This window comes from Stieleria neptunia (assembly GCF_007754155.1).
Taxonomy (GTDB): domain Bacteria; phylum Planctomycetota; class Planctomycetia; order Pirellulales; family Pirellulaceae; genus Stieleria; species Stieleria neptunia.
Map to the genome: position 1 here is coordinate 1,570,674 of NZ_CP037423.1, position 16,166 is coordinate 1,586,839.

Annotated in this window: 9 protein-coding genes; 7 read left to right on the forward strand and 2 right to left on the reverse strand. The window is 61.8% G+C overall.

Features of this window, described 5'->3' with window-relative positions:
* Nucleotides 1–38 precede the first annotated feature (38 nt).
* The 3 genes from Enr13x_RS05535 to Enr13x_RS05545 all read left to right on the forward strand — a co-directional run bounded on the left by Enr13x_RS05535 (nucleotide 39) and on the right by Enr13x_RS05545 (nucleotide 5,950).
* A complete protein-coding gene (locus Enr13x_RS05535) occupies nucleotides 39–1,214 on the forward strand; it encodes a putative bifunctional lysylphosphatidylglycerol flippase/synthetase (protein ID WP_231744113.1) in 1,176 nt (391 codons plus the stop codon).
* A 213-nt stretch (nucleotides 1,215–1,427) separates the two neighbouring features.
* On the forward strand, nucleotides 1,428–4,535 hold the full coding sequence (locus Enr13x_RS05540; protein ID WP_145385085.1) for a PSD1 and planctomycete cytochrome C domain-containing protein: 3,108 nt from the start codon (nucleotides 1,428–1,430) through the stop codon (nucleotides 4,533–4,535).
* Nucleotides 4,532–5,950, forward strand: a complete 1,419-nt coding sequence (locus tag Enr13x_RS05545; protein ID WP_145385087.1) for a DUF1501 domain-containing protein — start codon at nucleotides 4,532–4,534, stop codon at nucleotides 5,948–5,950. Before Enr13x_RS05540 ends, Enr13x_RS05545 begins: the two co-directional genes overlap by 4 nt.
* A 1,241-nt stretch (nucleotides 5,951–7,191) precedes the next feature.
* Here Enr13x_RS05545 and Enr13x_RS05555 read toward each other — a convergent pair.
* The gene (locus Enr13x_RS05555; RefSeq protein WP_145385091.1) at nucleotides 7,192–7,761 is read right to left on the reverse strand and encodes a hypothetical protein; all 570 of its coding nucleotides are present in this window, start codon (nucleotides 7,759–7,761) and stop codon (nucleotides 7,192–7,194) included.
* 422 nt (nucleotides 7,762–8,183) lie between these two features.
* Here Enr13x_RS05555 and Enr13x_RS05560 point away from each other — a divergent pair, with 422 nt between their 5' ends.
* The 4 genes from Enr13x_RS05560 to Enr13x_RS05575 are packed head-to-tail and all read left to right on the forward strand — an operon-like array spanning nucleotide 8,184 to nucleotide 14,393.
* A complete protein-coding gene (locus Enr13x_RS05560; protein ID WP_231744114.1) occupies nucleotides 8,184–8,846 on the forward strand; it encodes a DUF6677 family protein in 663 nt (220 codons plus the stop codon).
* Nucleotides 8,843–9,034 carry a hypothetical protein gene (locus Enr13x_RS05565; RefSeq protein WP_145385095.1) on the forward strand — a complete coding sequence of 64 codons (192 nt, stop codon included), beginning with the start codon at nucleotides 8,843–8,845 and terminating at the stop codon, nucleotides 9,032–9,034. Before Enr13x_RS05560 ends, Enr13x_RS05565 begins: the two co-directional genes overlap by 4 nt.
* Complete coding sequence (trkA, locus tag Enr13x_RS05570) at nucleotides 9,034–10,377, forward strand: Trk system potassium transporter TrkA (RefSeq protein ID WP_145385097.1); 1,344 nt, start codon at nucleotides 9,034–9,036, stop codon at nucleotides 10,375–10,377. The genes Enr13x_RS05565 and trkA overlap by 1 nt, the downstream gene beginning before the upstream one ends.
* Nucleotides 10,378–10,430: 53 nt before the next feature.
* On the forward strand, nucleotides 10,431–14,393 hold the full coding sequence (locus Enr13x_RS05575) for a hydantoinase B/oxoprolinase family protein (protein WP_197455811.1): 3,963 nt from the start codon (nucleotides 10,431–10,433) through the stop codon (nucleotides 14,391–14,393).
* A 77-nt stretch (nucleotides 14,394–14,470) separates the two neighbouring features.
* On the opposite strand, the gene Enr13x_RS05580 is transcribed toward Enr13x_RS05575, so the two are convergent.
* Entirely contained in the window at nucleotides 14,471–16,009 is a 1,539-nt protein-coding gene (locus Enr13x_RS05580; RefSeq protein WP_197455812.1) for a sensor domain-containing diguanylate cyclase, read from the reverse strand.
* Nucleotides 16,010–16,166: the final 157 nt, after the last annotated feature.

The following is a 16,166-nucleotide window of genomic DNA, read 5'->3' on the forward strand; positions in this document are numbered from 1 at the left end:
TTGTCCTCAAGCGGCCGACGGGGACAATTCGGGCGTGGTTGATTTCCCCCAAGCCCGCCGCCAACGCGACGGGGCGATGGCCCGACGCGACGTTCCCCCTGCTGGCGTTCCTTCCCTTGCCCAAAAAACGCATCCGAAAATATGCCGGTCCGGTGCTCGCGATTGCGTTATTCGCATTGGCGGTGCGGTTGCTGATTCGCGAAGCCCATCAAATCACGTGGGACGAATTCGTCCGTGGGCTGACCGGTGTGCCGGCCAGCCAGATCGTGATCGCGGCGTTTCTGATCGCGCTCAATTACGGGTTGCTGATCGCCTATGACATCTTGGCGCTGCGCTATGTCGCACGCTCGTTGCCGCTGCGGCGGATCGCGCTGGTCTCGATCGCCGGTTTCTCGCTCGGCAATAATCTGGGCACGCTGTTGGCGGCGGCGCCGATTCGGTTTCGGTTTTATTCTCAGTGGGGACTCCCGCCGGGCCAGATCGTCGCGTTGATCTCCGTGGTCGGGCTGACGTTCTGGAGCGGATGGTGGTTTTTGGGTGGGATGGTGCTGATCTGGGTGCCGATTCAGCTGCCCCCGGATGTGACGCTGCCGTTTGCGACGCAGACCTTGGGCGTCGTGCTGATCTCGCTGGCGATCCTGTATTCGTTGGTCTGCTTTCTGTGGCGAAAACCGTGGCCGATCGGGGAGCTGCATCTGCGTCCGCCGCGTCCGGGATTGATGTTCGTCCAGGCGTCCGTGGCGGCGGTGGATTTGCTGATCTCCGCGACGGCGCTGTACCTGGTCCTGCCCGGCGATTCGGTGGTCCCGTTCGCTCAGGTGTTGGCCGCCTACCTGGTGGCGATCGGCGTTGCGATGATGACGCAGGTCCCCGGGGGATTGGGCGTGTTGGAAGTCATCTTGTTGACGTTGCTCAAGGGGACCGTCGGCGACACCGTGTTGGCATCGGTGCTGATCTTCCGGGTGCTCTACTACTGGTTGCCGTTGTTGGCCGGCATGATTGCCTTGGTCGGTTATGAAATCTTCAGCGGTGCGGTCGCCGCCCGCGAAGCAACGGGAATCGTGATCGATCCGCAGCGCGCCGCCGACCCCGCCGCCATGGTGGGCTCGGCACACTCCGTCGACTCCGGACACGGGGCGGATTCAGGGGGCAGCGGCGATCAGGAAATCCTGCTGCCTGAATTCCAGGACGACAACAGGCCGACCGGCAGCTGAGCGGGCCGTCGTTTTTGTGAGCCGTGACGCGTAAGCGGCCGGGCAATCCGACGTTGCCCGAGGCCTTACGGCCGGCGGCTCACCATTCCCCCAGCAGATCCCGACTAAATCGACAGCCCGTGAGCGCGGATCGGTGGGATTGACGGATCGGGGATACCGGCTGATCGGCTATACTGGTGGAGACGATTTTCATCCCACCTCCCCCCGCCGATCATGATTCTCTCGATCACGCGTTCGTCTCTCCCCGGCTGGTTGTCCCCGTGGCATCGGCTGACCTGGTGTGTGCTGGTCTTTGCTGCCGGTGCGTTGGTCGCTGCCCGTCCGCTGGTCGCAGCCGACACGCAACCGATTCAATCGTCGGATGTCGGTCGCGCCGACTTGCATCGCGTTGATTTCGATCGTATTGACTTCAATCGTGACGTGCGGCCGATTCTGGCCAAGCACTGTTTCACTTGTCACGGGCCGGATGAAGGGGCGCGGGAGGCGGATTTGCGGTTGGACACCCAAGCCGGTTCGCGGCAAGATTTGGGCGGTTACCGGGCGATTGAGCCCGGTGCGGCCGAGGAAAGCGAACTGATCCGGCGTGTGACCAGTGACGACGATGACCTGCGGATGCCGCCGGCGGACGGGCATCCGCCGCTGGGCGAAGCCGACATCGCGACGCTCCGCCGGTGGATCCATTCGGGCGGCCGATACGAGGTTCATTGGTCGTTCCAGAGCGCGACCGAACCGTCGCTGCCGGCGGTTGAGAATCCCGGCTGGTGTCGCGGCCCGATCGATCGCTTCGTGCTTCATCGAATGGAACAGAACGGGTTGGCGCCGAGTGCAGAGGCCGATCCCGTCGCGCTGGTGCGCCGCGTTTACTTGGACTTGCTGGGGACCACGCCGACGCCGGAGGAGGTCGATCGGTTTGTCGCCAGCGACCGCCCCGATGCCTATGAGGCACTGGTCGATCGTCTGCTGGCCTCACCGGAGTACGGCGAGCGGTTTGCCCGATCTTGGTTGGATCTGGCTCGGTACAGTGACACCAATGGTTACGAAAAAGATCGCCCACGCACGATCTGGCCGTACCGAAATTGGGTGATCGATGCGCTCAACGCCGACAAGCCGTTCGACGAGTTTTCGATCGAACAGTTGGCCGGCGACATGCTTGCCGATCCGACCCGGTCGCAGCGCATCGCGACGGGATTTCATCGCAACACCATGCTCAACGAAGAGGGCGGGATCGATCCGCTGGAGTATCGGTTTTATGCCATGGTGGATCGTGTCGCCACGACCGGGACCGTTTGGATGGGGCTGACGACGGGTTGCGCGCAGTGTCACACGCACAAATATGATCCGCTGACGCACACCGATTATTACGCGTTGATGGCGCTGATGGACAACGCCGATGAACCGGAACTGAACGCCGATCCGGCGGCGGTGATCGAGCAACGTGAATCGATCCGGCGGCAGATCGCTGCGACCGAGCAAGACATCATCGGTCGCGTGCTGCTGGCCGATGACGGCGACGCGACGCTTCAGGCTGCGTTGGCCAAGTGGCAAGCCGAGCGTCTGGAGCAACTTTCAAATTGGCGGACGGTCGCACCGGATCGAATGGAATCGACGATGCCGACGTTGGCGGTTCTGGATGACCGATCGGTGCTGGCCTCGGGCGACGCGACCAAACGCGACGTCTACACCCTGACGATGCCGGCCATCGATTCGGACCAACCGATCACGGCGATCCGCATCGAAGCGTTGTCGCATCCGACGCTGCCGGCCAAGGGGCCGGGGCTGGCGTTCTACGAAGGTCGACGCGGTGATTTTTTCCTCAGTGAACTGGAGCTGTCCAGCGGCAACCACCCCGTTGCGCTCGCCGTCGGCACGACGTCCGTCCCGGGCGCCAAACCGGGCAACGGCAAAACCTATCCGGGCAATCTGTTCGACGGTGACGGATCGACCGGCTGGTCGATCCCCGGCGACGCCGGTCAAACCCATCGTTTGGTCATCCCGCTGGATCCGCCGACGCGGTTGGACCGGCCCTGGTCGTTGGAGATGCTGTTCGAGCGTCATTATGTCGCCGCTCTGGGACGCTTTCGCATCGACGTGACGACCGACCAGCAGCCTCAAGCGATGCAGATTTCCAGCGACCTGCAACGCGAATGGCTGGCGTCCAAGACGTCGGGCCAAATGTCGCCGCAATTGAAACACGACTTGGCCCTGGAATTCCTCCGCGGCGCCGACGAGATGGCCGAGCATCGAAAACCGATCGACCGTTTGCGAAAACAAATCCCCGATGATGTTCGCACCTTGGTGATGCAGGAGCGGCCGGCGACCGATCGACGAGTGACGCGGCGACGCCATCGCGGCGAGTATTTGCAGCCCAAGGAAACGGTCGACGCCGCGGTGCCGGAGTTCTTGGCGAGCGATCCCGGAGCCGGTCCGAGCGACCGGCTGGAATTGGCGCAGTGGTTGGTCAGCGATGCAAACCCGCTGGTCGGGCGCGTGACGGCGAACCGGGCGTGGCGTGAATTTTTCGGCACCGGTATCGTGCGGACCGCCGGCGATTTCGGGACCCAAAGCGAATCGCCCTCGCACCCCGAGTTGCTCGACTACCTGGATGCCCGACTGCGCGACCGGTCGGCCGACGGGATCCGTTGGTCGATCAAACGCTTGCACCGCGAAATTGTGCTCTCGGCGACCTACCGCCAGTCGATCGGCACGCCCCCGCCGGCGGATCCCGACAACCGGTTGCTGTCGGTGTTTCCCTATCGCCGTTACGACGCCGAACGGATTCGAGACGCGTTCCTTTCCGGTTCGGGACTGCTGTCGAGACAAATCGGCGGACCGAGCGTTTATCCGCCGCAACCCGAGTCGGTCGTGCAAATGGCCTATGGAAACACGGCGTGGCCGACATCGACGGGGGCCGATCGCTATCGACGTTCGCTGTACACCTACAGCAAACGCACCGCGCCCTTCGCGGCGTTTACGACGTTCGATGCCCCGTCGGGCGAATTGTGCATTGCCCGCCGCGATCGCAGCACCACGCCGCTGCAGGCGTTGACACTGCTCAACGACCAGATGTACTTGGAAATCGCCGCGGGGTTCGCCGAGCAGGCCCTTCGAGATGCCGAGCAGGCCGTTCGGGATGCCGGCGGCGAAGCCGAACCGCGTGAGATCGCCCGGCGCCTGTTCCGCCGCGTCGTGGTCCGCCAGCCCCGCGAAGGCGAGTTGGACGCGATCTTGGCGTTTTTCCTTAGCCAGTCCGAGCACGAGCAGCCTTGGATGCTGGTCGCCCGCGCGCTGATGAATACCGACGAAGCCATCACAACACCATGAATCTAAAAGAATTGACACGCCGGCAACTGTTCGGCGCCTGTGGAATCGGGCTGGGAAAGATCTCTCTGGCGTCGCTGCTGTCACGCGACGTGGCCGCGGCGGATTCGCCGACACCCGCGTCCGCGCCGGGCGGGCTGCATCATCCGGCGAAGATCAAGCGGGTGATTTATTTGTTCATGGCCGGAGCGCCCAGCCAGTTGGACTTGTTTGATCACAAACCCAAACTGGTCGAATTGGAAGGCAAACCGATCCCGCCGTCGGTGATCGCGGGACAGCGCTACGCGTTTATCCAGCCGGGGGCGGCCGTTTTGTCGCCCCGGTTCAAATTCAATCGCTACGGCCAGTCGGGGGCCCTGATCGCCGAGCCGCTGCCGCACTTGGCCGAGATCGCCGACGACGTCGCGTTCATTCGCAGCGTGCACACCGATCAATTCAATCACGCCCCGGCGCAGATCTTCGTCAACACGGGCAGCCCGATTCCCGGGCGTCCGGCGATGGGGTCCTGGCTGACGTACGGGCTGGGCAGTGACGCCGACGACCTGCCCGGTTTTGTGGTTTTGAAAAGCGGCGGCAATCTGTCCGGCGGGGCGGCGATGTGGAGCAACGGGTTTCTGCCCGGCCAGCACCAGGGCGTGCCCTTTCGCAGCAGCGGGGATCCGATTCTGCACGTGGCCAATCCCGCCGGGGTCAGTCGCCAGACCCAGCGTGCGACCTTGGACTTGGTGACCGATTTGAACCGTCGGCGGATGGATTCTTTGGCCGTCGATGGCATCCGTTCGCGGATCGAGTCCTATGAAATGGCGTACCGGATGCAGGCCCGGGCGCCGGAGTTGATGGATTTTTCCGGCGAGTCGGACGAGACGCTTTCGATGTACGGCACCCAACGAGAGGACGCCGGTTCGTTCGCCAAAAACTGTTTACTCGCCCGCCGCTTGGCCGAACGCGGTGTCCGATTCATCCAGCTGTACCATTCCGGTTGGGACCATCACAGCAATGTCGAAGGGGGGCTGAAGAACCAGTGCAAGGCGACCGACCAGGGCTGCGCCGCGTTGGTCAAAGATCTGAAACAGCGCGGAATGCTCGAGGAGACGCTGGTGGTTTGGGGCGGCGAATTCGGCCGCACGCCGATGGTGGAAGCCAGCGCCGCGTTGGGGCGGTCACTCGGTCGCGATCATCACCCCCAGGCGTTCACGATGTGGATGGCCGGCGGTGGCGTACGGGCCGGCCAAACGATCGGCAAAACCGATGACCTGGGGTTCCATCCCGTCGAAGATGCCGTTCACGTCCATGACATCCAGGCGACCATCCTGCACCAGTTGGGCATCGACCACGAGCGATTGACGTTCACCTTTGCCGGTCGCCCGTTTCGACTGACCGACGTGCATGGCAAGGTCATCAACAAACTGGTCGGGTGAACGCACAAAAAAAGCCCGATGCCGCGGTGAAGCAGCATCGGGCCTGAGATTTAGGCTCGTAAAGGTTCGAGCTTAGATGTTGGTGTCTGCGTCCGGAGTCGGAGCAGGCGGTGCATCGCTGGCGCTTGCTTCAGCAGCAGCAGGTGCAGCTTCGGCAGCCGGAGCTGCTTCGACGACGACGCCGCCATCGCATGCGGCACACGGTGCTGCAGTGACAACCGCTCCGCCACAGGCGTTGCAGGGTGCCGGTGCTCCACAGCAAGGAGCCGGTGCCGGTGCACAGCAAGGAGCCGGTGCGGGGGCACAGCAAGGAGCCGGTGCGGGGGCACAGCAAGGTGCCGGAGCGGGCTCGCAGCAAGGAGCGGGTTCGCAGCAAGCGGGCTCGGGAGCACAGCAGCTCTTACGGGCCTTCAGCTTTGCGATCAAACGTCCGAACAACTTCGGACGGCTCGAGCCGCAGCAAGCCGGCTCGGGAGCACAGCAGGGATCAGGCTCGCAGCAAACCGGAGCCGGTTCGCAGCAGACGGGTGCCGGCTCGCAGCAGACAGGTTCCGGAGCACAGCAATCTGCACTACGGGACTTGAGCTTGGCCAACAGTCCTCCACCACACGCATTCTTGGCGTGCAGCTTCGAGAACAGTCCACCACCACAGTTGCCAGCGTAAGCCGACGATTCATTCATGGCGAGAGCCGCACCCACCAAAAGTGCAAACGCGGCGATCCCGCTGACCACATTCCGATTCATTGTTTTCTCCCAAGTGTTTCGGATTTTTTGGTGCGATCCTCTACGCACACTTTGTCAAATCAGAAGCCGTATCCAGGCTCCCCCGTTGGTTCCAGCGTCGGTGACCATCACCGAAACTTCCGAACACGCAAGATAGGTGCTTTACGGAATGTTTGCGGACCACGTGATTTCGTGGATAAAGTAGCTTTGGCTAGACCCGTGTCAATCGCACCAACACCCGAAACGGGGCAGAAAATCTGGAGCGGAGGTTGCCCGGCGAGATTGCTCGGGTTTTAGCCCCGACGGCTTCCCAATCGTAAGAAAGCCGAGAAAACCGGCGTATCACGAGCTTATCGGCGACCTAGATTGCCCAGATGACCCACCCTTCGGAGTGGCATGTAGGGCAATTTGTCACGCGACCTCTGGAGCGAAAGCGTGCAAATATTGGCAAGAAAAGATTGCCTATTTTTCCAAAATCGAGCGGTTTGGGTTCGGATTTTGCGCTTTCGGTGGTCCGCTTAGCGATTGACGGGCCCCTCTGTCTGTTCCAGCGCTGCCAAGCGGGCGGCCATTTCGTCACCGTTTTCGAAATCGAATTCCAACGGTTCCATGCCGTCGCCCTGATCGATCACGAATCCGCTGACCCGCCAGCCCTCGGTTTCTTTGCGGAGCGTCCAGACGACTTCATATTGGAAGTTTTCCCCGGAATCACTCGGTTCGGTCAGGAAGGTGTGGACCCAAACGGCATCGTCTTGGTCCGGGACCGGAAAGGCTTGGCGGACTTCGAATCGGGTATCGGGTGAACCCGGGAATTCAAATGGGCGGCCGATTCGCGTCAGTTCTTGTTGGGCGAGTTTGGTCAGCAATTCGTTGGAACTGGCCTCTTGCCCGCCGCGACGGACGCGATCGAGAAACTGGCTGACGACCTCGGTCGGCTGCGCTTGGTCCGGATCGGCGCCGCGTTGGGTTTCGGCTGCGGCGGGTTGGGTGTCGGCGACATCGGTCGACTGGCTTCCGCAGCCGGCCGCCAAAGACGCCACGGCCAACAAGGCCAAGATCCGCAGCGGGTTTGCGAAGACGCTCTGCACGCGGGCTCGGTCACGGCGCCGTCGGCTATGGCACGCTCGGAAGGTGGCAGGGGGCGGGCAAGCGTTTGTTTTCCATGCGGTCGGGTGGGAGGCTTCCATAATCGCGATTTTTCAATCCAAAGAATCAGGGATTTTGTCCGTCGACGTTGTGACCTTGGGGCGGAACACCACGTTCAGCCCTGGGTACCAACGCGGCGTCCTCGGCGTCAACATCGAATCGGACGGGAGAATCCGATCAAAAGCTGTCCCTGCATCGCGATCGACTCGGCTATCGCTGGGCAAGACTTTCCCGCAAAATGCAGCATCGGGCATCATCAGAACCGGTTCGCCCGGCCGAAGCCTCCCCCCCGAGTCGCTCCACACCCCACACGGCCGTCAGACGCATTCGTTTGGCGATCCATCCCACGTCAACGCGATCAAACATGGCCTCTAGCGCAAACGTTATCCAAGTCGATACCGAACGCATTGATCTGAAGAACAGGTCTCTTGCAGCATTCTTAGCCTGGCTGGTACCCGGTGCGGGGCATTTCTATCAAGGCCGACACACCAAGGGCAGTCTGTACCTGGTCTGCATCCTGACCACCTGGATGTTGGGATTTGCACTCGGCGGTGGCCATGTGGTCTATGCGTCCTGGCAACCCGGCGACCGTCGCTGGCACTACATTTTGCAAGCCGGTGTGGGTGCGGCGGCGTTGCCGGCCCTGATCCAGGGCAATCACATGCGAAAGATGACCGACAAGGGCACCACGTCGCGGTCCTACGAACCGAAGTGGGGCGGGTTCATGGCGCCGCCCCATCGACCGGTCATCGAAGATCGCACCGATGAGGTTTCCGCGTGGTACGCGACGTACGGGGCGGGCTATGAAATGGGCACCTGGTACACGATGATCGCGGGCCTGTTGAACATCCTGGTGATCTACGACGCCTACGCCGGGCCGTTGGCGGTGCCGATCAGCGGTCGCAAGAAGAAAGACGGCGAGGCGGATTCCGAACAAGACGCGGATTCCGAACAAGAAACTACGGGGCAGTCAGAGGGCGGCGACTCCAAGGCAACCGGCGAACCGAGAAGTGAGGCCAAGAGATGATTTCGATTTCCCCGACCTACCTGATGTATTATGTCCCGTTGATCATTTCGATCTCCTTGGTGTTCGGCGCGACGCGTCACGAGGACACCCAGACGATCCTTAGACACGCGTTCTATACCGCTCGTTGGATCACCGGTTTCATGGCGATCATTTTTGTCATCCTCTTACTGATCAACTGGATGGTTTAGTGCGTGTATTGACGTTGGGTGCGGGAACCGTCGGACATTGGATCGCCGACATGTTGTGTCGGCGTCGGCATGACGTGACCGTGATCGACATCGATCCGGAACGGGTTCGTCAGATCAACAGCGAATTGGATGTCCGTGCGATCCAAGGCAGTGCGGCCCAAAGCACGGTGTTGTTCCAGGCCGATGTCTGCAGCGCGGACATCTGTTTGGCGGTGACCGGAGACGACGAAGCCAACGTGGTGGCCGCCAGCATGGCCAAAGCCCTCGGCGCCCGACGCAGTCTGGCCCGGGTCTACGCACCGGCGTTCCGCGATTCCAGCACGTTTGACTACCAGAATCATTTCGGCATCGACGCGCTGTTGAGCTTGGAACAGCTCAGCGCGTTTGAACTGGCACGCGCCATCCGGAACCCGGACGCGATCCCCTTGGAACACTTTGCCCGTGGGCATTTGGAAGTCTACGAGACGGAAGTGGAAGCGAAATCACAGGCGACCGATCAGCGGTTGCGTGATTTAAAAATGCCGGGATCGGTGCGGATCGGTTCGATCGAACGCGACGGCGACTTGTGGTTGGCCAGCGGCGAAGACGAACTGCACGTCGGTGACCGGGTCAGTTTGATCGGCATGCCGTCGGATGTGAATCGAAGTCGGCCGCTGTTCGCGTCGTCGACCAAACGCAGCAAACGCCGCAGTGTGCTGATCGCCGGTGGAGGGGAAATCGGTTTTCACATCGCCCGCGCGCTGCCGACCAGTGATTATCGCATCACGTTGCTGGAGTACGACGAGGACCGTTGTGAACAGTTGGCCAAACTGCTTCCCAAGTGCACCGTCGTGCACGCCAATGCCAATCGACGCAGCGTGCTCGAGGACGAGGGCGGGGGCTCGGCCGACTATTTCGTCGCCTGCACCGGCAGCGACGAAAGCAACATCATGGCCTGTGTCGAAGCTCGTGAGTTGGGATCGCGGCGCGTGATGGCCGTGGTCGGACGCCCCGATTACGCCAACGTGGTTGGAAAACTAGGGATCGATCACGTCGTCAGTGAACGCGATGTCGGGGCCCGCCAGATCCTCGGGTTTCTCAACCAAGGTGCCGTGATCAGCCAAAGCCGATTGCCCAACGGAAAAATTGCGGTGTATGAGTTAGAGGTCGTCGAAGGGGCGCGCGTGACCGAAGCCACGCTCGCCGATCTGCCCTTGGCCGGCCGCTGCCTGATCACTGCCATCCAACGTGACAGTTTTATCCGCATGCCCACCGCCAGCGATCAACTGAAACCCGGTGACATCGTCGTCGCGCTGATGGACCAGCAACACATCAGCGACTGTCTGGCCCTGTTCAATCGCTGATCCACTGTGGGATAGGCTTCCACCTTTCCAACTCGCAATGCACGTTGTTGTTTATGTCGCTGCACACCCTTTCTGTTTGCGCCGATGTCGGAGGAACGTTTACGGATTGTCTGGCGGTTTGGACCGATTCGGCCGGATCGGTCCACACGGGTTGCATCAAGGTGCTGTCGACCGGGTTGATCCGCTGTCGTGTCACCGACGTGCCGGATGAGACGACGGTGCGGATCCAGATCCCCGACGAATTACTCGGTGGTCTGGCCGCCGGCCGGTTGCCCGACGACTTCTTCCGGTCGGCGAAACTCGAATGGCTTGCCGAGGGGATTCATCATTTTGTCGGTGACATCCGCGGCTACGACTCGGCCACCTCGACGGTCACGTTGTCCGACGTGGATGGGGAAATCGCCGGGCAGCTTGCACCCGGTGCGATCGTCGAGATCGATTGTCGGCGTGAAGCCCCGGTGCTGGCCGCCCATTTGCTGACCGGTGTTCCCATCGATGGTTCGATGCCTCCGATGACGGCCCGCATCGGCACGACACGAGGCACCAACGCGCTGCTGACACGCAGCGGCGCGGCGGCCGGATTGGTCGTCACCGAAGGGTTCGGTGACGTGTTGCGGATCGGCGAACAAGATCGCCCCGAGCTGTTCGATCTCGCCTTCGTCAAAGCTCCCCCGCTGGCCGAAAGCACGCTCGAGATCCGGGCCCGGATGGACGCCGACGGCCGGGAGCGGATCGCGATCGATGAAGACGAAATCGCAGCGGGATTGCAGGCGTTGTTCGATGCGGGGATGGAAACCCTGTCGATCTGTTTGATGCACGCTCATCGGAACCCTGCGCACGAGATCGCGGTGGAACAAATCGCGCGGGGTGTCGGGTTTGCAGAAATCAGTCGGTCCAGCGAAGTGGCGCCGTTGATCAAGTTGGTCGCGCGTGCCGAAACCACCACACTGGATGCCTATCTCAATCCGATCCTGTCGGCCTATGTCGCGCGCGTCCGCCGTCAATTCGGCGGTGCGACGTGCCGGTTGCAATTGATGACCAGCGGCGGGAATCTGGTCGGCGACGAAGAGTTTCGGGGCCGAGACAGTGTGCTATCGGGACCGGCCGGCGGCGTCGTCGGACTCCGCCACGTCGCCCTGAGCCATCAATGCCCGTTGGCGATCGGATTGGACATGGGCGGAACCAGCACCGACGTCAGCCGCTTCGATGGCCAGGTCGGACGCCGCTATGAAACACGCATCGCCGACCTGCGGGTGATGACGCCGATGATGGACATTCACACGGTGGCCGCCGGCGGAGGATCGATCTGTGACTTCCAAGGCGGGCGACTGGTGGTCGGTCCGTCCAGCGCCGGTGCGGCACCGGGACCGGCATGTTACGGCAGCGGCGGACCGCTGACGGTGACCGACGCCAACGTCTTGCTGGGGCGGTTGCGTGTCGATCGATTTCCATTTCCCCTGTTGCCTGCCGCTTCGCGAGAACGGATCGAGCACGTCGCGTCACGCATGCCCGCGGCTCCAAAGAGCATCGAATCGCTCGCCGAAGGGTTCTTGGACATCGCCGTCACCCACATGGCCGAAGCGGTTCGGGCGATCACCACGGCGCGCGGTGTCGACGTCCGCGACCACGCCCTGGTCGGATTCGGCGGTGCCGCGGCGCAACTGATTTGTCGCGTCGCCGATGCGCTGGGCATCCGCCGGATTGTGGATCATCCCCGCGCGAGCGTGTTGAGCGCCGTCGGCATGGGCGTCGCGACCAGCGGGCGTATCGAAACCGTGGGGATCTATCGCCGACTCGATCAGGTCGCCGCGGCCGAGTTTCGGGCGTCGGCCGACGAGCTGATCGGCCAGACGATCGCGTCGCTGCGACACGACCAACCGAAATCGGTGCAGACGCGTCTGGAATGCGACTGTCGCTACGTCGGCACCGATGCCTCGATTCCGCTGACGGTCGACGATTCACCCGAGCGGGTCCTTCAGTCCCTGTCCGATCGGTTTCACCACGAACATCAAAACCGATTCGGATACCGGCGCGACGGCCACCCGATCGAACTGGTCAGTCTGCGCTGCGAAGCGACCGGCGGTCTGTCGCCGCATGCCGAGCAATGGTTGGCCGGCGATTCAAACCCGTCCCGCAGACAGGATGCCGGTGGATCGTCTCGCCGCGACGATCCGGAAACAACGGCCGTGTTTCATCGAGGCCGCTGGTGCCAATTCAAACTGCTCGATCGCGACCAGCTTTCCAGTGGGCAGACGATCGGTCCGGGCAGCATCGTGGTCAGCGACCAGTCGACGCTGATCGTCGAGCCGAACTGGGAGGGCGTCGTTTGTGACGACGGAGCGATCACGCTGGTGCCCCACGCGACGGCAGCGGCCGACGAGGCGACCCACAGCGATTCCCGTCACGGTGCCGGCGAAGCGGTGCAGATGGAAATCGTCGCCCGGCGGTTGCAGAGTATTGCCGATGCGATGGGAGAAGTGCTGCGTCGCACGGCGGTCAGCGTGAACGTCAAGGAACGACTTGATTTCAGCTGCGCGGTGTTCCGGGGCGACGGAACGCTGATCGCCAACGCGCCGCATGTTCCCGTTCATTTAGGTGCGATGGGGCACACCGTCCGTGCCTTGGCCGGGTTGTTTCCCCACATGTCCGCGGGAGATTGTTATGTTTCCAACGACCCGTATGCGGGAGGGTCGCATCTGCCCGACGTCACCGTCGTGACGCCGGTCTTTTGCAACGACGGCGACAACGGCCCAACCACCGCGTCCGATCCCCAGCCGTCGTTTTTTGTCGCCAGCCGAGCCCACCATGCCGAGATCGGCGGCAAGACTCCCGGTTCGATGCCACCGATGGCCAACTCGCTTGCCGAAGAAGGCGTTTTGATACGCGGATTCGCGCTCGTTCGTGACGGGGTGTCGCACGAAGACGAACTGGGCGAGTTGCTTTCCAGCGGTCCCTATCCCTCGCGCAACGTCGCAGAAAATCTGGCCGATCTGCACGCTCAAATCGCCGCGGGACAGGAAGGCGCCCGGGCGCTCCAACAGATGAGCAGCGAGCTATCGCTGCGGCACGTCGAAAACATGATGGGGCGCTTGTTGGACGTCGCGTCGGATTCTGTGGTCCGTTGGATTCGCAGCTTGCCGGAATCGGAAATGCGATTCAACGATTCGCTCGATGACGGCACCGTGATCGCGGTCCGGTTGCAGCGCGACGGTGACCGTTTGGTGGTCGATTTCGATGGCACCAGCGGTGTGCACCCCAACGGTTACAACGCGACGCCGTCGATCGTCTGTTCGGCGGTGTTGTACGTGATGCGTTGTTTCTGCGATTCGAATCTGCCGCTGTGTGACGGGGTCTTGCGTCCGATCGAATTGAGATTGCCGACCGGGTTGTTGTCGCCGCCGCGGGATGATGACCCGGCCCGCTGCGCCGCGGTGGTCGCGGGAAACGTCGAAACCAGCCAACGAGTCGTCGACGTGTTGCTCGGCGCGATCGGATCGACGATGGCCTCCGGTCCCGTTTTCCGTTCCGTCGCCGCCAGCCAAGGCACGATGAACAACGTGCTGATCGGTGACGCATCGTTCGGATACTACGAAACGATCGGAGGTGGCAGCGGGGCGACGGTCTTCGGTCCGGGGGCTGACGGAGTTCACACGCACATGACCAACACGCGGATCACCGATCCGGAAGTGCTGGAATCACGTTTACCGATTCGGCTGGTGGAATTTTCGATCCGCCGTGGCAGCGGTGGCGTCGGCAAACATCGCGGCGGAGATGGATTGGTTCGCGAGTTTGAATTTTTGCGTCCCCTGACGGTTTCGCTGATCACCAGCCGGCGGACGACCGCGCCCTACGGTGCGTCAGGAGGAGGGGCCGGGTTGTCGGGGCGCAACCGGTTGATCCGATCCGGAACGTCGCCGATTGATTTGCCCGCCGCGACCACCATCGAAGTCGAAGCGGGCGATCGGCTCCGCATCGAAACGCCCGGCGGAGGCGGCTGGGGAACACCCGCGACCTAAACCAGTGGCGTAAGCTTCCAGCTTGCGACCCCGGCGTTGTCCTCAACGCCCGGCGAAGCGTCAGCAAGTCCCCCAACCTACTGGCCCGGACTGACAACCGTGGCGGTCGCCCCGATCGGAGCCTGCGCGGTCGGATGGCTCCCGGCCGCGTCGATCACCGAGTGGTGTGTCGAGGAGGCGGTGATGGCGACGCAGTTGTTGCGTCCCTTGCGTTTCGCTTCGTACAAACTCGCGTCCGCTTTTTCGAACAGAGAGTTGAAGTTGTCGTGGCGTCCGCGGTCGACCCAGCAGACGCCCAGACTGGTCGTCACACACAACTTGTTGCCACCAAAATCGACCTGCAGCGTCTCGATGGCGTTTCTCAACCGTTCGGCAACCTTCAGGGTGGACTCGTAGTCGCAATTGCCGACCAGCACGACGAATTCTTCTCCGCCGAATCGATACACCGTGTCGTACTGTCTGCAGTTTCGTTTCAAACAGGCAGCGACTTCACGCAACACGTCGTCGCCGGCCGCGTGTCCGTACGTGTCGTTAAAGATTTTGAAGTGATCGATGTCCGCGATGATCAAACCGAACGACTGGGACTGTCGGCGAAACTGATTGGACAGCTGAAAGACTTCGGCGTCAAAGGCGGATCGATTCTTCAATTGTGTCAAACTGTCCAGCAGCGCCATTTGCCGAAGCTCGTGTTGCTGTTCCGACATTTCGCGAATCGTGCGCTCCATGCCCAGCGAGATCTGGACCATCGATTCTTTGGCCCGCGCCTCCAGATCCTTGATCGAATCAAACGCGATGGATTCGAAATTGAAGAGCGTTTCATAGCCCTTCCATTCGGCGATCATCGCGTCGAAGAGGGTGTCGAACTGCTCGTCTTGGACGCCCAGCATCTCGCCGGCGGCTTTTCGGACACCAACGATTTCACGGTCCTCGGGTTCGGCCGACAGCAATAGCTTTCCAACTTGTTGGCTGACAGAGAAGAGTTTGGAGGGCAGGTCGGGAGATTCGGCGTCGTAGGTTTTCAGGACCTCGATCATGGGGGCGGGAAAGTTCCACTTTTCCAGCAGGCAGCCGCCCACTTCGTAGCGGTCGGCGCCGCAGATGTCGCGTTCGACTTCCGTGCTGAGTTTGTCCAGAAGCTCATCCGGCTCGAATCGCAGTGCCAATTCATCGGAATAGGCGCTACCGATCCCCATCGCACCGATGTTGAACACCAATCCCAGCAAGAAGGACTCGTCGGCATTCTGTTCGGCTTGTTTGGCGATCAGTTTGGCTGCGATGGCCGTCCCCAACGAACGACGCCAAAACTCTTCGTAGGGAAAACCGGATTGACCCTGGGTGTCCATGAGCGAGAAAGACAACGACAGCAGGCGAAGCGTTCGCATCCCCAACAGCGGGATCGCCTGCTGCAAGCTGCCGACGGTCCGCGCCGACGCAACGATCGGAGAATTGCAATAGTCGATCAACTTGGCCGACAACTTGGGATCGGCGCTGATCACTTTGGTGATGTCTGCAATCCGCGCGTCCGGCTGGTTGACCAAGTCTAAGAGTTTGGCGGCGATGGTAGGGGGCGATGGCATGTTTTCGCCATCGACGATTTTCGCGATCTCTGAATTCATCGTGATTCTGTTACTCGGTTCGCGATCCATCTAGGTTTCGGCTTCTCGTGTTGTGCAATTTTGCTTTCCCGCCTTCCCTTGTGGTTGAACGCACCACGTTTGGTTCCGTGGGAAACTGTGGGACGCAATCGGGATAGGGGGCTCGTGTCGAAACGCC